This window comes from Streptomyces sp. NPDC004629, assembly GCF_042873595.1.
Classification (GTDB): Bacteria; Actinomycetota; Actinomycetes; order Streptomycetales; family Streptomycetaceae; genus Streptomyces.
Genome location: NZ_JBIALO010000002.1, coordinates 341,940 through 359,825, shown reverse-complemented (window position 1 = coordinate 359,825; position 17,886 = coordinate 341,940). Strand labels below are relative to the sequence as shown.

Here is a 17,886-nt window from a genome sequence, read left to right as displayed (position 1 = left end):
AGCCGGAGGCCGGGGGCCGGACGTGGGCGGCGTTCGCCGTGCGGCGGGCGCCGCCAGGAGGGAGCCTTGTGCCGTGGGATGCGCGGCGCGCCGCGAGGAGGTGGTCGCCGTGTCCGACCGGCAGACGCCCCCGCCGGCCGCGGCCGATGCGCGGTCCGGCCGACCGCTGCTGTCGCTCTCCCTGGCGGCGATGATGGAGCAGGTGAAGGCGCACTCCGGCGCGGTCTACCTGCTGGCCCCGGACGAACCCGTGCTGGAGATGGCGGTGATGGCCGGGCTGCCGCGGGCGTTCGCGGCGCCGTGGGAGCGGATCGGACTGAGCGCACCGATCCCGGTGTCCGAGGCGGTCCGCGAGGGCCGGCTGGTCTGGGTGGGCGACGAGGAGGACATGGCACGCCGCTACCCGTGGATCTCCTTGGTCCTCCCCTACCCCTTCGCGCTGGCCGCGCTGCCCCTGGCGACCGCCGACGCCACCTACGGCGCGGTCTACGTGACCTGGCCGGGGACGCATCCGCCGGAGCTGTCCGACCGGGAGCGCAACCATCTGACGCGGGCCTGCCACCGGCTCGCGGCACGCCTGGAGCAGGCCGCGCGGGAGCGACGCGCCACGCGGCACGAGCCCGACCTGCTGGCGGCCCCGGTGCCGGACGTGGCGGGCACACTGGGAACCGTCGAGGCGGCCCGGATGGTGGCCCGGCTGCCGTACGGGCTGGTGTCGCTGGATCTGCACGGCCGGGTGGGCTTCGTCAACGCCGCGGCGGCCGAACTGCTCGGCGCCGCCGCCGCGGACCTGCTCGGCACCCATCTGTGGGCCTCGGTGCCCTGGCTGAACGATCCCGTCTACGAGGACCGCTACCGGGCGGCGCTGATCAGCCAGCGCACCACCTCGTTCGTGGCGCTGCGCCCGCCGGGCGACTGGCTGTCCTTCCGGCTGTACCCGAGCACGACCGGGCTGAGCGTGCGCATCGGCAGGGCCCGCGCGGTGGCCGAGATGGCGCAGCACGGGCCGCGCGCCGAGAGCCCGTCCCGGCTGGTCACCATCTCGCAGGTGCTGAGCCTCGCGGGCGCACTGACCGAGGCGGTGGGTGTGCAGGACGTGGTGCAGCTCGTCGCGGACGAGATCTGCCCGGCCGTGGGCAGTCAGGCCCTCGTGCTGCTCGGCGCCCAGGCCGGGCGGCTGCATGTGCTGGGGCACCGCGGATATGCGGACGCGCGGATCGTCGAGCGGTTCGACGGCCTGCCGCTGGTGAAACGCACGCCGGGAACGCATGCCCTGATGAGCGGGGTGCCGGCCTTCTTCGAGTCGCGGCAGCAGCTGGAGCACCTGTATCCGGACCGGCACCAGACCCCGGACGGCTTCGCCGCCTGGGCCTATCTCCCGCTGATCGCGTCCGGGCGGCCGGTGGGCACCTGTGTGCTCGCCTACGCGCAGCCGCACGCCTTCCCGGCGGACGAGCGGGCCGTGCTGACCAGCCTGGGCGGGCTGATCGCGCAGGCCCTGGAGCGGGCCAGGCTCTACGACACCAAGAACCAGCTGGCGCACGGGCTTCAGGCGGCCCTGCTGCCGCACTCGCTGGTCCGGCTGCCCGGCATCGAGGCGGCGGCCCGCTATCTGCCGGCCACCCAGGGCATGGAGATCGGCGGCGACTTCTACGACCTGGTGCCGACCCGGCCGTTCGCGGCGGCGGTGATCGGGGACGTCCAGGGCCACAATGTGACCGCGGCCGGGCTGATGGGGCAGATCCGTACCGGGGTGCGGGCGTTCACGACCGGGGGCCAGTCGCCCGAGGAGGTCATGAGCAGCACCAACCGGCTGCTCATCGACCTGGGGGCCGAGCTGTTCGCGAGCTGTCTGTATCTGCGGCTCGACCCGGCGGGCGGGCGGGCCGTGATGGCGCGAGCGGGGCATCCGCCGCCGCTGCTGAGACGGCCGGACGGCCGGGTGCGGGTCCTGGACCTGGCGGGCGGTCCGCTGCTGGGCATCGACGCGGCGGCGACGTATCCGACGACGGAGGTCGGGCTCGCTCCCGGCGCGCTGCTGGCCCTCTACACCGACGGCCTGATCGAGTCGCCCGGCATCGACATCGAGGATGCGCTGGCCGACCTGGGGGAACTGCTGGCCACGGAGGGCGACCAGCCGCTGGAGTACCTGGCGGACGAGGTCGTGCGGCACAGCGTGGCGGCGCGCGAGCGGGCCGACGACGTGGCGGTGCTGCTGCTGCGGGCGCGGGCGGACGGCTGAGCCACGGCCGGCGCGCGACGCGGCCCGGCCCTCCCGCCGGAGGGCCGGGCCGTCCACCGTCGGCCGGAACCGCGGGTGAGGCCGATCAGTGGGTCCTGGAGCGGGACGCCCCGGCGTGCGCCCCGGTACCACTCTGGTCGCCGATGCCGGTCTGGTCGCCGGTGCCGGTCTGGTCGCCGGTGCCGGTCTGGTCGCCGGCGCCGCTCTGGTCGCCCGCTCCCGCCTGGTCGCCGCCCGCCGGGTCACCCACGCCGGACGGGTCTTCCGCGGACGCGGACGGGTCGGCCGCTCCGCCGGCCCCGTCGCCGCCGGCCCCGTCGCCGCCGGCCCCGTCGCCGCCCGCCTCGTCGCCGCCGCCCGCCTGGTCGCCGCCGCCGTTCTGGTCGCCGCCGCCGTTCTGGTCGCCCGCGCCGAGTGTGGCGCCGGTCGCCTGGAGGGCGGTGGTCACCGGCTGGAAGAAGGTCTCGCCGCCGCTGGTGCAGTCGCCGCTGCCACCGGAGGTGAGGCCGAGCGCGTTGCCGTCCTGGGTGAACAGCGGTCCGCCGCTGTCGCCGGGTTCGGCACACACGTCCGTCTGGATCAGCCCGGTGACGGTGTCCACGCCGCTCGGGTCGGTCTCGCTCTGGAAGTTCACGGTCGCGTCGAGCCCCGTGACCGTGCCGTCGTTCAGACCGGTCGTCGAGCCCATCCGGAGCACCGCCTGGCCGACGGTGGCCTCGGCGGCCTGGGCGATCTGCACGCTCTGCCCGCCTCCGACGTTGACCTCGCTGGGCGCCTGTGTGGTGGCGTCGTCGTAGGTGACCAGGGCGAAGTCGCCCTCGCCGGGGAAGGTCGCCTGGTCCACGGTGGCGATCGGCTGACCGGTCTCGGAGTCGGACCAGGTCTCGGCGGCGACCCCGCAGTGACCCGCCGTCAGGAAGGCGGGGCTGCCGTCGGAGGCGGTGACGTTGAAACCGAGGGAGCAGCGGACGGCGCCGCCCTGCACCTGGGAGAAGACGGCGTCGCCGCCCGAGACGAAGGTCTTGAAGGTGCCCGCGGACTTCTTGATGGTCGCCATGCCGGAACCGAGGCCCTGGACGGTCGACTCCAGCCTGTCCCACCGGGCGCCGGTGACCGTGCTGTCGGCGGTGACCAGGATCCGGTTGGTCCGCGGGTCGACGGCCCAGGAGGTGCCGGGGATGGTCGCCTCGGTGCGCAGCGTCCGTGCGGCGGACTCCAGTTCGGCCGTGCTGTTGTCGACCCGGCGGACGACCGCGCCGGCCTGCTGCGCCCGGAGCGTCGCGTCGTCGTCGCCGGCCACGTTGACGACGAGTTGCCGGCTGCCGCTGTCGTAGTAGGAGCCGGCGAAGGCGTCGCCGAGCAGGCCGCGCACCTGCGCGGCGAGATCCGAGGCGTCGTTCGCCCTCAGGGTCCTGGGGGCCGCGTCGGCCGCCTTGTCGTCCTGGGACGCGTTGGCGTTGGGCAGCAGGAGGGCCGCGGCCCCGAGCGCCGCTACACCGCCCACCGCGATCGCGGCCTTGCGCTTCGGAATTCGCTTGTGACTCAACCTTCTCGACCTCCTGGGGACGGGGTCTCTGCCGCTGTCGGGCAGTGGATCGGGGGTGCGCCTGGCTGGCCCTAGGTACGGACGGGTCGTGCGGGGCGTTCAATCGCGTCGGCCAACTCCCCGTATGCACAGGCGAATCGGCCACGCCGTGCGTGCCGCCGGACGGGCCCGGGAACAATCCCCCATATGACGATGACCACCGCCGAAGCCGACAAGATCCTCTCCGCCGGCTTCGCGCCCTGGGTGCTCGCCCTCGGGCTGTCCGTCGAGGCGGTCGGCGAGGACCGTGCCGTCCTGCGTCTGCCCTGGTCGGGGCGGCTGGCCCGGGAGGGCGGCGGGCTGTCGGGGCAGGCGCTGATGGCCGCCGCCGACACCGCGGCGGTGATCGCCGTATCGGCGGCGCGCGGCGCCTTCGTGCCGATGACGACGGTGCAGCAGTCGACGTCCTTCCAGCGGGCGGTGACGGGTTCGGATGTCCTGATCGAGGCGGTGCTCACCAAGCTGGGGCGGCGGATGGCGTTCGCGGACGTCACGCTGACCGACGAGGGCTCGGGCGCGCTCGCGGCACGGGCGAGCGCGGTCTACGCGCTGCTGGACCGATCCCGGCCGACACGCTCCGCACCGGATTGATCACCGACCGTTCCGAACGCGTGGCGGAATACCGGGTTCAGGGAATCTGCACATCGATTGCCCAAGCGGGTCACGGGAACCGGCGCATCTGCACAACCGTGCGCCCCTTGCCGCGTCTTTGGCGCGGAGTGCCGGATTCCGCGCGGTGGTGGCAAGCGTTCGTGTGCACCGATGCCGTGCCGCATGTGAAGGAGTCGCCGACAAGCCGTGCGCACGCCTGCACCGCGCACGCCCCTGTACCGCCCAAGTGCCCAGGTGAGGGCGGTGGTTGATTGGAAGGGCGAGCCGCGTGCGTGCTTTGATCCAACGCACCGCGGGGCCCTGCGGGGCTCCCGGAGACGGGCGCCCCGGTGCCCGCGGCCCGCGGCCGTCCCCAGAGGGGGCCGCTCTCCCCCTTGTGAATATCCATATGAAGGGAAGTCCCGACATGAACTCCACCCCCCAGGTCGAGACCGCCGAGATCTCCGACGCCGAGCTGGACAACGTCTCCGGTGGCCTCGCGCTGAACGCCGTCGGCACCGTCACCGGCCTGGTGGACGGCGTCGTTCCGGTCTCCGGTCTGGTCAACACCGCCGTGGGCACCGTCGAGGGTGTCACCGGTCTGAACACCCAGCCGGTCACCAACCTGGTCGCCGGTCTCTGATCGCACCTCGTTGCCGCCGGGTCCCGGAGCCGTCCGACGGCTCCGGGACTCTCCGGCGTTGCGCCGTCCGCCGTGACCACGTCACCCCGCAGGTGAGGGAAGTTCCGTGCAGTTCCGCCAACAGGCCCTCGCCAGGCTCCAGTCACCGGAGGAACTGGACCTTCCGGTGCGCCTCGCCCGCCCGCAGGGCTGGCTCGCGCTGTCCGTCACGCTCGTGGTGCTGGCGGCGGCCGCCGTGTGGGCGGTGACCGGTTCGGTCGCCTCCACGGTCGGCGCGCCCGCCATCCTCACGCACGGGCAGGGCAGTTACCTCCTGCAGAGCCCGGTCGCGGGACAGGTCACCGCCGTTCTCGCCCGGCAGGGCGAACGGCTGCCCGCCGACGCGCCCGTACTGAAGGTCCGTACGGGCAAGGGCGACTCGGTCGTGCGCACGGTCGCCCCCGGCCGGGTCACCGCGCTCTCCGCCACCATCGGGCAGATCATCGGCACCGGCGCGAACGTCGCCGCCGTGGAGAAGGTCGCCCACGCCTTTGACCCGCTGTACGCGACGGTGTACGTGCCCGCCGAGAACGCCGCCGCCATCCCGGCGCACGCCCCCGTCGACCTGACCGTGTCGTCGGTGCCCACGCAGGAGTACGGGGTGCTGCGCGGCCAGGTGAAGTCGGTGGACCGCACCGCCCAGTCCGCGCAGTCGATCGCGGCGTTCCTCGGCGACAGCCAGCTGGGCGAGCAGTTCACCCGTACGGGCCGCCCGGTGGCCGTCCTGGTCGCGCTCGACACATCGGGGACGAAGAGCGGCTTTCGGTGGTCCACGGCCGGCGGGCCGCCGTTCGGGCTCGACTCCATGACCCTCGCCTCCGCCTCGGTCAAGCTGGCCGACCAGCGTCCCGTCGATTGGCTGCTGCCGTGAGCACGACACAGGAAACCCGTGGCCGCCGACGCGCCGCTCCGGCGAAGCGGCCGGCGCCCAAGGCCCGTGGCGGCACGGTCCGCACCCCCACGGTGCTCCAGATGGAGGCCGTCGAATGCGGTGCCGCCTGTCTCGCGATGGTCCTCGGCCACTACGGCCGCCATGTGCCGTTGGAGGAGCTGCGCATCGCCTGCGGTGTCTCCCGCGACGGCTCCCGCGCCTCCAACCTGCTGAAGGCGGCCCGGAGTTACGGCCTGACCGCCAAGGGCATGCAGATGGACCTGGCCGCGCTCGCCCAGGTCGCGGCACCGGCCGTCCTGTTCTGGGAGTTCAACCACTACGTCGTCTACGACGGCATGGGCCGCCGCTTCGGCCGGCGCGGGGTGTACATCAACGACCCCGGCAAGGGCCGCAGGTTCGTGCCCATGGAGGAGTTCGACAGCAGCTTCACCGGCGTCGTGCTGGTGATGGAACCGGGCGACGGCTTCAGCAGGGGCGGGCGCCGGCCGGGCGTGCTCGGCGCGATGCCGGCCCGGCTGCGCGGCACCGCGGGCACCCTGCCCGCCGCCGTCCTGGCCAGCCTGCTGCTGGTCGCGGTCGGCGCGGCCGTGCCCGCGCTCAGCCGCACCTATATCGACATGTTCCTCATCGGCGGCCAGACCTCGCTGCTCGGCGTGCTGTTCGCGTCGATGGCCACCTGTGTGCTGCTCACCCTGGTGCTGACCTGGCTCCAGCAGGCCAACCTGCTGCACGGCCGGATCATCTCCTCCACCCTGTCCAGCGCCCGCTTCCTGCGCCATCTGCTGCGGCTGCCGGTCACGTTCTTCTCCCAGCGCTCCCCCGCCGACCTGGTGCAGCGGCTGCAGTCCAACGACCAGGTCGCCGAGACCCTCGCCCGCGACCTCGCGGCGGCGGGCGTGGACGCCGTCGTGGTCCTGCTGTACGCCGTGCTGCTCTACACCTACGACCCGCAGCTGACGTTCGTCGGCATCGGTGTGGCGCTGCTCAACGTGGTGGCCATGCGGCTGGTGGTACGGCTGCGCGCGACCCGCACGGCGAAGCTGCGGGCGGACACCGCGCGGCTGACCACCACGTCGTACACCGGATTGCAGCTGATCGAGACGATGAAGGCGACCGGCGGCGAGGACGGCTACTTCCGCAAGTGGGCCGGGCAGCACGCCACCACGCTGGAGGAACAGCAGCGGCTCGGGGTGCCGAGCGCGTGGCTCGGTGTGGTCGCGCCGACGCTCGCCACGTTCAACAGCGCGCTGATCCTGTGGATCGGCGGTCTGCGGGCGGTGGAGGGCCATATCTCGGTCGGCCTGCTGGTCGCGTTCCAGGCGCTGGTGGCCCGCTTCACGGCACCGCTGACCCGGCTCAACGGGGTGGCGGGCCGCATCCAGGACTTCGCGGCCGACGTGGCCCGGCTGAAGGACGTGGAGAACTTCCAGGCCGATCCGCGCTATGCCCGGCCCGGCTCAGGCGACCCGACGCGCCGGCTGCACGGGCACGTCGAGCTGGAGAACGTGACGTTCGGCTACAGCCCGCTGGACAAGCCGCTGCTGAACGGATTCGACCTGACCGTGGGCCCGGGACAGCAGGTGGCGCTGGTGGGCGGCTCCGGCAGCGGCAAGTCCACCGTCTCCCGGCTGATCTCGGGCCTGTACGCCCCGTGGGACGGGGTGATCCGCATCGACGGCCGCCGCCTTGAGGACATTCCGCGCGGCGCGCTGGCCTCCTCCGTCTCCTTCGTGGACCAGGACGTCTTCCTCTTCGAGGGCTCGGTCCGCGACAACGTGGCCCTGTGGGATCCCTCGATCCCGGACGAGGCCGTGGTGGAGGCGCTGAAGGACGCGGCGCTGTACGACGTGGTGCTGCGCCGCCCGGGCGGCATCCACGGCAGGGTCGAGCAGGACGGCCGCAACTTCTCCGGCGGGCAGCGCCAACGCCTGGAGATCGCACGGGCGTTGGTGCGCCGGCCCAGCATCCTGGTGCTGGACGAGGTGACCAGTGCGCTGGACGCGGAGACCGAGCTGGTCGTGATGGACAACCTGCGCCGGCGCGGCTGTGCCTGCGTGGTGATCGCACACCGGCTGAGCACGGTCCGCGACAGCGACGAGATCGTGGTGCTCCAGCACGGCACGGTCGTGGAGCGCGGACGGCACGAGGAGCTGGTGGCGCGCGGCGGCACGTATGCGGCACTGGTCAGGGAGCGCTGAGATGACCACGGTTCAGGACGGGTACGACGGCGATCTCGTCCTCGGCGCGCTCGGCTCGCTGGGCACGCGCGTGGACTGCGCCGGCTTCAACCGCGTCGACCTGGACGGCCCGCAGGTGCTGTGGCTGGTCGCGGCCGGCGCCCTGGACCTGTTCGCGGTGGACGCGGCCCAGCAGGGCCACTGGCACCACCTCGGCCGGCTGGAGGCGGGCGCGCTGCTGCTCGGCCCGGTCACCGGCCCCCGGCACACCCTGGTGGCCCGCCCGGTGCGGGACTGTGTGGTGCATCGCGTCAACCTGCGCGAGCTGTATCAGCCGGCGAACACCCAGACCTGGTCGTACGACGAGTACGGCACCCCGCAGTACGTCCCGCCCGCCACCAGCCCGCTGGAGTACGCGGTCGCGCTCGGTGTGGGCCGCGGGCTGTCCGTCCTCTTCCAGGCCCCGATGGCCGAGGACCGCTCTCAGGCGCCCACCGACGACGACGTCTTCTGGATGCAGGTGCCGCCGGGCAGTGTCCGGTACGGCTCGCTCTACGGTGCCAAGGCCGCCGCCGATCTGCTGATGGACCCGGCGCTGTGGCAGTCCATGGTGGACCAGCAGTACCGGCTGCTGACCGCGCTGGACCGCTGGATCGAGCAGCTGGAGCGCGCCCATGAGTCCCGTGCGGCCGCCGGCCTCAAGGCCGGTGAGGAGGTCCGCGCCCAGGCCGACCGGACGCTGCTCGCCGCCATCGGCAGGCGCTCGGCGCGCCGGAGCACGACCGCCGACGCGGACGCCGGGTACGCGGCCTGCAAGCTGGTCGCCGAGGCGGCCGGGATCCGGCTCGCCGAGCCCGCGCGCAGCGGCACCGAGAGCGAACGCCTCGACCCGGTGGAGCGGGTGGCCCTCGCCTCCCGGGTGCGCACCCGGGCCGTGCGGCTCCAGGGGCGCTGGTGGCGGGAGAACGTGGGCCCGCTGGTCGGGCACCGGGCACTGTCCGGGGCACCGGTCGCGCTGCTGTGGCGGCGCGGCGGCTATGTGGCCGTCCATCCCGGTACCGGGCGCGAGACGCCGATCGAGAAGGCGAACGCCGAGGAGTTCGAGCCGCGCACGGTGATGTTCTACCGGCCGCTGCCCGACAAGGGTCTTACGCCGCTCGGCCTGCTGCGGTTCAGCCTGCACGGCACCCGCGGCGACCTGCTCGGTCTGCTCCTCGCGGGGCTGGTGACGGTGGCCATCGGCGCGCTGGTGCCGGTCGCGACCGGCAAGGTGCTCGGCGCGTACGTGCCGAAGGCGCAGACGGGCCTGATCGTCCAGGTCTGTCTGGCCGTGATGGTCAGCGGTGTGGTGGCGGCGGCGTTCACGCTGCTGCAGAACCTGTCCCTCCTGCGTCTTGAGGGCCGGATCGAGGCCGCGCTCCAACCGGCCGTGTGGGACCGGCTGTTGCGGCTGCCGACCCGGTTCTTCACCCAGCGCTCCACCGGGGAACTCGCCGGCGCCGCGATGGGCGTCAGCGCGATCCGCCGGCTGCTGGCAGGCGTCGGCCCGGTGGTCGCGCAGTCGGTGACCGTCGGTGCGATGAACCTGGGCCTGCTGTTCTGGTACAGCCCGTCGATGGCGATGGCGGCGCTCGGCATGCTGGTCGTCATCGCGGCCGTGTTCCTGGCGCTCGGGCTGTGGCAGGTGCGCTGGCAGCGGCGGCTGGTGGTGCTCGGCAACAAGCTGAACAACCAGGCGTTCCAGACCCTGCGCGGCCTGCCCAAGCTGCGGGTGGCGGCGGCCGAGAACTACGCGTACGCCGCCTGGGCGCGGGAGTTCGCGCGCAGCCGGGAGCTCCAGCAGAGGGTCGGCCGGATCAAGAACCTCAACGCGGTGCTGGGCGCGGTCTATCTGCCGGCGTGCACGCTGCTGATGTTCATGCTGCTGGCGGGCCCGGCGAAGGGCACGATGTCGGCGGCGGACTTCCTCACGTTCAACACCTCGGTGACGATGGTGCTCACCTCGGTCACCCAGCTGACCGGTTCCTTCGTCTCGGCGGTGGCAGCGCTGCCCCTGTTCGAGCAGATCAAGCCGGTCTTCGAGGCGAGCCCCGAGGTGCGCGCGGCGAGCGCCCGGCCGGGCCCGCTGTCGGGCGCCCTGGAGGCCCGTCGGCTCTCCTTCCGGTACGCCGACGACGGGCCGCTGGTCCTCGACGACGTGTCCTTCGAGGTGCGGCCGGGCGAGTTCGTGGCGATCGTCGGCCCGAGCGGTTGCGGCAAGTCCACCCTGCTGAGGCTGCTGATCGGGTTCGACCGGCCGGTCTCGGGCAGTGTGCTGTACGACGGGCAGGATCTGGCGGCGCTCGACCAGTCGGCCGTGCGTCGCCAGTGCGGGGTGGTCCTCCAGCACGCCCAGCCGTTCACCGGGTCGGTCCTGGACGTCATCTGCGGCGCCGAGCCGTACACCCCGGAGGAGGCGATGGCGGCGGCCGAGCTGGCGGGGCTCGCCGAGGACATCAAGCGGATGCCGATGGGCCTGCACACGATCGTCTCCGGCGGCGGCGCGGTCTCCGGCGGTCAGCGGCAGCGGCTGATGATCGCCCAGGCCCTGATCCGGCGCCCGCAGATCCTGTTCTTCGACGAGGCGACCAGCGCCCTGGACAACGACACCCAGCGCACGGTCATCGAGAGCACGCGCAAGCTGAACGCCACGCGGATCGTCATCGCCCACCGGCTGTCGACGGTGCTGGACGCGGACCGGATCGTCGTGATGGAGGCCGGCCGGATCACCCAGCAGGGGCCGCCCGCCGAGCTGCTGGCCGACACCGGGGGGCGGCTGCACGAGCTGGTGCGGCGGCAGCTGGCGTGAGGGGTCACTCCAGTCCGGGCACGGGCGCGCCGGAGGGCAGGCCGGCGGCGAGGTAGCCGGCGTAGTACTCCTTCCAGGGCGCGCCTGCGCCGGCGTGCGGCCCGGTGAAGGCTTCGCCGCGGGCCATCGCGTCCAGGGCGGCGAGACACACCTCCCAGCCCGCGCCGTTGCGGGCGGCAGCGGTCCGCTCGCCGAGGACGTTGGTGAGGGTGAACCGGGTGCGCCGGTCGGCGACCTCCTCCAGGTCGAAACGCAGTTCGTCGCCGCCCCAGTCGAAGGAGAGGTGCCGGGGCGGGTCGACGGCGAGCACCCGGCCGGTGGACTCCGGCATGTGCGGATCGCCGCTGAAGCGGATGGTGCCGCCGGGCCGCGGATCGATCTCGGCGTGGGACGGGAACCACTGGGCCACTTCCCGGGGCTCGGTCACGAACCGCCAGACCCGGTCGACCGGGTGGTCGTAGGTGCGGCTGAAGCGGACGGCGGGGCGACCGTCGTCCAAGGTCACATAGGTTCCGGTGAGTTCGACGGACATGGGGATCAGTCCTTCGGGCTTGAGGGTTGCGTGCTGTCGTCCGACGCCTCGCCGCGCGGGCGGCCCAGGGCTCGGACCACACGCCTCCACGATCTCCCCTGCCGGCCGCGGGCGCTCCGCAGGGAGCGCGACGAGCCGCCAGCGAAACTTTACCGTTTCGCTCGCATGGTCTAGTCTCGATGTGTACGAAACCGTTTCGTTTACGTTTTCTTTGCTCAAGCCCGGACGACTTCCCTGGAGTGGTTCCCGATGTCCCAGAAGACCCGGACCGACGACGCCGTCGAGGCGGCCGCGGCGGCGCCCGCGACGCCATCCGCACGGCGCTGGTGGATCCTCGCGGTCGTCGCCGTCGCGCAGCTGATGGTGGTGCTCGACGCCACGATCGTGAACATCGCGCTGCCGTCCGCACAGGCGGACCTCGGCTTCTCCGACGGCAACCGGCAGTGGATCGTCACCGCGTACGCGCTGGCCTTCGCCTCGCTGCTGCTGCTCGGCGGGCGCATCGCCGACCTGTTCGGCCGCAAGCCGGCCTTCCTCGTCGGCGTCGTCGGCTTCGCCGCGGTCTCCGCGCTCGGCGGCGCCGCGAACGGCTTCGCCATGCTGGTCACCGCGCGCGCCCTCCAGGGTGCCTTCGGCGCGCTGCTCGCGCCCGCCGCGCTGTCGCTGCTCAACACCACGTTCACCGACGCCCGGGAACGGGCCCGCGCGTTCAGCGTGTACGGCGCCATCGCCGGGGCCGGCGGTGCCGTGGGGCTGCTGCTCGGTGGTGTCCTCACGGACGCGCTCGACTGGCGCTGGACGCTGTATGTCAACGTGGCCATCGCGGTGGTCGCCTTCATCGGTGGCTCGCTGCTGCTGACCAACCACCGGGACGCCGCGAACTCCAAGCTCGACGTGCCGGGCACGGTCCTGGTCGCCACCGGTCTCTTCTCCGTGGTCTACGGCTTCTCCAACGCCGAGACACACGACTGGGGCTCCCCGCTGACCTGGGGCTTCCTGATCGCGGGCGGTCTGCTGCTGGCCGCGTTCGCCTGGTGGCAGACCCGGGCCGAGCATCCGCTGCTGCCACTGCGCATCCTGCTCGACCGCGACCGGGCCGCCTCCTTCCTCTCGGTGCTGATCACCGGCGCGGGCATGTTCGGTGTGTTCCTCTTCCTCACCTACTACCTGCAGCTCAACCTCGGCTTCAGCCCGACGAAGACGGGTGTGGCGTTCCTGCCGATGGTGGGCGCCCTGATGGTGACCGCCCAGCTCGGCACCACGGTGCTGCTGCCCCGGATCGGTCCCAAGGCCGTCATCTCCCTGGGCTTCGCCGTCGCCGCCGTGGGCATGGCCTGGCTGACCGGCATCGGCATCGGCTCCGCCTACGCCTCCACGGTGCTGCCGCAGCTGATCGTGACCGGTGTGGGCCTCGGCCTGGTCATGCCGCCCGCCATGCAGCTGGCCACCGGCGGGGTCGCCGCCGAGGACGCGGGCGTGGCCTCGGCGACTGTCAACGCCATGCAGCAGGTGGGTGGTTCGATCGGTACGGCCCTGCTGAACACGCTCGCCGCGAGCGCCGCCACCGACTACCTGGCGGGCCGGGACGCCACCAGCAAGGTGGTCCAGGCGCAGGCGACCATCGAGAGCTACACCACCGCGTTCTGGTGGTCGGCGGGCCTCTTCGCCGCGGGCGCGCTCATCGCGCTGGGCCTGTTCCGCCGCGGCACACCCCAGCAGGACGCCACAGCGGCGCCGGTCATCCACATGTGACCAACTTCCAGCCCGAGGGGCCGCCGCCCGCAGGCAGACGGTGACCCCTCACCGTCGTCCGACGGCACCCTGCCGACACCCCGTGACAGAGGTCGGCAGAGCCGTTTCGTGGTCCCGGGGGTGGCGGGCGACCCCCACTCCGCCCGCCACCCCCGCAGCGGAATCACCGACCCGCGCTCCCCGTACGCAAGCCCACTCCCCCAGGCACGGCGGGCAGCGACCCCGCCCTCTCAGCACACAAACCGGCCCCCAGGCCGAGGGCCCACCCCCCGCAGGCAGACGGCGCCCCCGTCGTCGTCCGACGGCACCCCTGCCGAAACCCCGTGGCAGAGGCCGGCAGAGCCGTTTCGTGGTCCCGGGGGCGGCGGGCGGCCCCACTCCGCCGCCGCCCCCGGAGCGGAATCACCGCTCCGCGCTCCGAAGCCCGTACTCGCCGGCCCCCAGGCCGAGAGGTCACCCCGCGTCGGACGACGCCAACTCCTCGCCGTCGTCCGACGGCACCCCTGCCGAAACCCCGTGGCAGATACCGGCAGAGCCGTTTCGTGGTCCCGGGGGCGGCGGGCGGCCCCACTCCGCCGCCGCCCCCGGAGCGGGATCACCGGTCCGCGCTCCGAAGCCCGCGCTCCCCGTGCGCGGGCCCGCTCCGGCGGGCGCGGCGGGCGGTGATCCCGGTCTTTCAGAACGCGAAGACGCCGGCCCCGTGGGCGTTCTTCACGCACGCGTTGGCGAAGGTGCGCTCGTAGGAGACGCGTCGGCCCTGCCAGACGCCCTCGGCCGTGACGACCACCGGGTCGTACTCCCTGGTGCACACCGCGTCCTCGCGCCGCGTCAGGGCGTCGAAGTCACCGTCGGCGTGCCGCAGTTCGGCGCAGGCCAGGGCCGCGGCCGGGTGGCTGCCGGACGGCGCGGGGGCACAGGTGAGGGTGACGGCCCGCTCCGGGTCGGCGAGGGCCGCGCTGTCGCCACGGCCGACGGTGAGCACCAGGGCCGACGGGGCGTACAGCGACGAGGGGGTGGGGCCGGGAGAGGCGACGGCGGCCCCGGTCAGGGTTCCGCAGACGGCGGCGGCCGTGAGGCCGAGGGTCACTGCCCGGCGCGCGGTGTTCCGCATTGTGTGCATCCTTCCGCTCGATTCGACGAGGGTGCCGTCCGGCCCGGTCGGTGCCGCGACGGCGAGCGCGAGTCTGCCGAGTCCGCCGCCGGAACTCACATCCGACCCATGACTTTCAGTAACCTTGCGTATTGAATCAGTGGCGGGAAGTGACGCGGCCAAGGCCGTGCGGCCCAGCAACGCGGCGGTCCTTGATCGGCGCCCGTGTCCGGCTGGCCGGATCGAGGTACCCCCGCAAACGTCCTGAAACACTCCGGTTCCGCCCTGGGCGGACCCCTCCGCCGTGCCCTTGTGTTCACGGCCGGGCCGAGTAATCGTCATTACATGATTACGGAAGGACAGCTGGAGAAGCTGCGCGACTGGTTCGCCGGCCGCGTCCCCGAGGATCTCTTCACGGAACTGGTCGAGGTGACCGCCGACCGCGAGGAGATCACCGTCATCGGACGCATCCCCGAGCCCCGGCTCGCCGAGGGCACTGCGGACGCCGAACGGGCGGCGGCCGTCGAGGGCCGCATCCAGGAGTTCCGGGAACGCACCCGCCAGGCCCGGATGGCGGTGGCCGGCGAGGCCGAGCACCGGTTCGGCAGGAAGGTGTCCTGGGGCGTGGAGTGCGGCGGCCGGCGGGCCCTGTTCACCCATGTCGCCGCGCCGGTGATGACCCGGCTGCGGCAACCCGAGCGACAGGTCCTCGACACCCTGATCGCCGCGGGTGTGGCCCGCAGCCGCAGCGACGCCCTCGCCTGGTGCGTACGCCTGGTCCAGCGTCACACCGACGACTGGCTCACCGAACTGCGCGCGTCCCTGGAGCACGTCCAGCGGGTGCGGGCACAGGGACCCGACGCCGACGAGGTGCACGGTGCGCCCGGCGACGACGCGGACGAAGGATGAGAGGTCCTCGCTCACGCCCACCGCTGAAGACTGCCGCTCACCCGGCGGACCGGGAGTACACCGGGGGCGGGCGCCCGCCGGTCGCCCGCTAGTCCACGGCGGGCCGGTCCGGCAGACGGGCCGGACGGGCCGTGGGGGCGCCGGTGCCGGTGATCGACAGGGAGCCGGGGGTGGCCGGGGGCGGGTCGGTGAGCCAGCGCTGGCCGTCGGACCCGTCACGGACCTTCACGACGAGGTCGGCCGCCTGGTCGGCGGCGCTCGGGGCGAGCGCCAGAGTCTCGTCCCAGCGGGGCAGCAACTCGCCCTGGACCGTGAGGTCGTAGCGCACATCGGTGCCCCGCGCGCCGTCGGCCGGGGCGCAGGAGCCGAGGATGACCACGCCGGCGTCCGCGTGCGAGTCCAGGCACAGCCCGGCGTCGGTCGCGCTGCGCAGCAGCCCGTCGTTCTCGTACGTCCACTGCTGGCTCCACGCCGGGGAGCACGCCGCGAGGACGACACCGGCGCCGGCCCGCGGCCTGCCCTTGATGTCGAGGCACAGGTCGGCCGCCGCGTTGCGCAGCCGGGTCTGACCGAGCGCGCCGGGCCGGGACGGGGCCGAGGACACGGGCGGGGACGCGGCATCGCGGCCCGGCAGTGTGCCGCGGGCGCCGGAGGCGCTGGTGGAGGCGGCCGGTTCGGAGCCGTCGCCGCCGTCCGGCCACAGGGCGACCGCGAGCACGCCGGCGAGCAGCCCGACCCCGGCGATGCCGACGCCGGTGAGCAGGGTCCTCGGCGACCGGCTCGCCAGCCGCGCGGCGCGCCGTGCGGGCGCCGGTATCCGGTCCAGCAGGCGGTGCCGCCCGCCCGCGTGCGCCCGTCCGCCGGAGCGCCGGACCGTGCCACGGGCCCGCGGGCCGGCCGCGCGGGTACGCCCGGGGCGTGAGTCGACGTAGCGGCGGGCTCCCCAGCCGAGCGTCGCCTCGGCCAGCAGCAGCCCCAAACCGGCCTCGACATGGCCGAGTTGCTCGGCGGCGTGCCGACAGTGGCGGCACTCAGCGAGATGCCGGCGGACGTCCGGCAGCAGCCCGCGGCCCCGCCGGATCGGCACATCGAGGAGGCGGTTGTAGAAGCGGCATTCCTTGCTCGGCGCGAGTTCCCGGTGGGCGCTCACGCAGCCTTCCCGGAATTTCTCCCGGGCGTGTTCGAGGGCGGCGGCCGCGGTGTCCGCGCCCATGCCGAGCAGGGCGGCCGGAACGGTTATCGACTCGGCCTCGACCTCGGTGTGCCACAGCAGGTTCTGGGCGAGCGGCGGAAGAGACCGGAATGCGCGCTCGGCGAGTGCGCGGTTCTCCGGGGTGAGGGACTTCGCCGCGCGCATGCCGCGGCCCCCCGCGGGTTTCCCGAGGTCCGGCAGGACCGCGGACATCCGCGGGTCGGCGGACCAGTTCTCGACGGTGTCGCGGACGGCGACCAGCAGCCGGGGCCGCAGCGCGTCGGCGCTCTCGCCCAGCGCGACCAGGTCCAGGACCTGGTGGAAGGCGGCGGCGGTGACCAGGTGGGCGAGGCTGCCCGGGGTGGCGAGGCAGATCGCCGCGTAGTCCTGGGCGGGCTGCCAGTGCCGTGCCATCAGCAGCCCGGCGGACCGGGCGGCCTCCGCGTCCGAGCCGGCGCGCAGCGGGGCGGCGAGGGACTCGTCCGATTCTCCGGGTGCTGCGCCCGGCGGCGGATACGAAGGACGAGGGGGGTGGGGGGTGAGCACGGAGCGGATTCCTTTGGTGCGTATGGGGTGACCCTGTTGCGTGCGCGCGGGGAGCGGGAATTCACCGGTGTCTCATCGGCCCCGGTCCGGTTCCTCGGTGGTGGAATGAGGCCCGGCCGTTTCCCCCCGCACGGGCCGGTTCACCCTTGCACAACTCCCACACGACCAACAAGGCACCCGCGCAACATCGGCCGCTTTGAAGGAAGGTCAGAATCCCTGCGGAAAGCCGGTGTTCGCGTTCGGCCGCGGTGCGGGCGTGCGCCCCGTGTGAAGCGCGTGCACGCGTCGGTCCGGCGCGCACGCTCCCGCCGTGGTCGGCGGGATGGTCCACTGGGAACCGGCCCTCCTCGAAGGCCCCGCGCGGGACGGCGGCTCTCCCGCGCGAAACCGGCCGCCGACCCCGTTCCTCCCGCCCTCGGTCGGCGGCCCCGGGGCGGGGGGCCGGCGGCCGGGGAGCCGTTCTCCCGCCGCCCCTGCGGCGGGGGACGCTCCCCCGCCGCTTCCGGCCCGTCCGCCGGCCGCGTTCACAGCTGCCAGGAGCGGATCCGGTCGGCCGCGGCGTACACATCCGCCCTGCCGGACATCAGGTCACGGGTGAGGTCGACCCAGGCGCCGTACGGCGGGTCGATACCGACGCCGCTGGCGAACATGGAGGCCACGGCGGTGGCACAGGCGAAGCGGGCGTTGGCCGACGGCAGGGGCCTGAGCAGGGCGAGGGTGCCGGGCCACGGCGGCTGCCAGCGCGGAGAAGTCGTTGACGGTGGGCTGGTCCCGAGGTTCGCCGTTCGGGAACGCGACGGCGAACTCGGCGGCGTGGGCGGCGAAGAAGTGGCGGAACGCCTCGGCGC

The 17,886-nt window shown here is 73.5% G+C and carries 12 protein-coding genes and 1 pseudogene; 8 read left to right on the top strand and 5 right to left on the bottom strand.

The window, feature by feature from the left end; all coding sequences use genetic code 11:
• Window positions 1-100 precede the first annotated feature (100 nt).
• Window positions 101-2,242 carry a PP2C family protein-serine/threonine phosphatase gene (locus ACFYTE_RS04590; RefSeq protein WP_388705174.1) on the top strand — a complete coding sequence of 714 codons (2,142 nt, stop codon included), beginning with the start codon at window positions 101-103 and terminating at the stop codon, window positions 2,240-2,242.
• An 85-nt stretch (window positions 2,243-2,327) separates the two neighbouring features.
• Here the strand turns inward: ACFYTE_RS04590 and ACFYTE_RS04585 are convergent, their stop codons facing one another.
• Window positions 2,328-3,788 carry a S1 family peptidase gene (locus ACFYTE_RS04585; protein ID WP_388704777.1) on the bottom strand — a complete coding sequence of 487 codons (1,461 nt, stop codon included), beginning with the start codon at window positions 3,786-3,788 and terminating at the stop codon, window positions 2,328-2,330.
• 186 nt (window positions 3,789-3,974) lie between these two features.
• Between ACFYTE_RS04585 and ACFYTE_RS04580 the strand changes: the two genes are divergently transcribed.
• From ACFYTE_RS04580 to ACFYTE_RS04560, 5 genes are all read left to right on the top strand, one after another.
• Window positions 3,975-4,418 carry a PaaI family thioesterase gene (locus tag ACFYTE_RS04580; protein ID WP_388704775.1) on the top strand — a complete coding sequence of 148 codons (444 nt, stop codon included), beginning with the start codon at window positions 3,975-3,977 and terminating at the stop codon, window positions 4,416-4,418.
• Window positions 4,419-4,845: 427 nt separating this feature from the next.
• Window positions 4,846-5,061, top strand: a complete 216-nt coding sequence (locus ACFYTE_RS04575) for a type A2 lantipeptide (RefSeq protein WP_388704773.1) — start codon at window positions 4,846-4,848, stop codon at window positions 5,059-5,061.
• 106 nt (window positions 5,062-5,167) lie between these two features.
• On the top strand, window positions 5,168-5,971 hold the full coding sequence (locus tag ACFYTE_RS04570) for an HlyD family efflux transporter periplasmic adaptor subunit (protein ID WP_388704772.1): 804 nt from the start codon (window positions 5,168-5,170) through the stop codon (window positions 5,969-5,971).
• Window positions 5,968-8,190, top strand: a complete 2,223-nt coding sequence (locus ACFYTE_RS04565; protein WP_388704770.1) for an NHLP family bacteriocin export ABC transporter peptidase/permease/ATPase subunit — start codon at window positions 5,968-5,970, stop codon at window positions 8,188-8,190. The genes ACFYTE_RS04570 and ACFYTE_RS04565 overlap by 4 nt, the downstream gene beginning before the upstream one ends.
• Window position 8,191: 1 nt before the next feature.
• Complete coding sequence (locus ACFYTE_RS04560; protein WP_388704769.1) at window positions 8,192-11,017, top strand: NHLP bacteriocin export ABC transporter permease/ATPase subunit; 2,826 nt, start codon at window positions 8,192-8,194, stop codon at window positions 11,015-11,017.
• Window positions 11,018-11,021: 4 nt separating this feature from the next.
• Here ACFYTE_RS04560 and ACFYTE_RS04555 read toward each other — a convergent pair whose 3' ends face one another.
• Window positions 11,022-11,549 (bottom strand): SRPBCC family protein, encoded by a 528-nt coding sequence (locus tag ACFYTE_RS04555; protein WP_388704767.1) that lies wholly within the window; start codon window positions 11,547-11,549, stop codon window positions 11,022-11,024.
• A 249-nt stretch (window positions 11,550-11,798) separates the two neighbouring features.
• On the opposite strand from ACFYTE_RS04555, the gene ACFYTE_RS04550 reads away from it, so the two are divergent.
• On the top strand, window positions 11,799-13,301 hold the full coding sequence (locus ACFYTE_RS04550; RefSeq protein WP_388704765.1) for an MFS transporter: 1,503 nt from the start codon (window positions 11,799-11,801) through the stop codon (window positions 13,299-13,301).
• A 676-nt stretch (window positions 13,302-13,977) separates the two neighbouring features.
• On the opposite strand, the gene ACFYTE_RS04545 is transcribed toward ACFYTE_RS04550, so the two are convergent.
• Window positions 13,978-14,412: a subtilase-type protease inhibitor gene (locus ACFYTE_RS04545; RefSeq protein ID WP_388704763.1), complete on the bottom strand. Its 435-nt coding sequence runs from the start codon at window positions 14,410-14,412 to the stop codon at window positions 13,978-13,980.
• Between the two features lie 324 nt (window positions 14,413-14,736).
• Between ACFYTE_RS04545 and ACFYTE_RS04540 the strand changes: the two genes are divergently transcribed.
• Complete coding sequence (locus ACFYTE_RS04540) at window positions 14,737-15,300, top strand: hypothetical protein (protein ID WP_388704762.1); 564 nt, start codon at window positions 14,737-14,739, stop codon at window positions 15,298-15,300.
• A gap of 88 nt (window positions 15,301-15,388) precedes the next feature.
• Here the strand turns inward: ACFYTE_RS04540 and ACFYTE_RS04535 are convergent, their stop codons facing one another.
• Entirely contained in the window at window positions 15,389-17,038 is a 1,650-nt protein-coding gene (locus ACFYTE_RS04535) for an RICIN domain-containing protein (protein ID WP_388704759.1), read from the bottom strand.
• A gap of 524 nt (window positions 17,039-17,562) precedes the next feature.
• Window positions 17,563-17,809: pseudogene (locus ACFYTE_RS04530) on the bottom strand (toxin Doc); the annotation flags it as partial.
• Window positions 17,810-17,886: the final 77 nt, after the last annotated feature.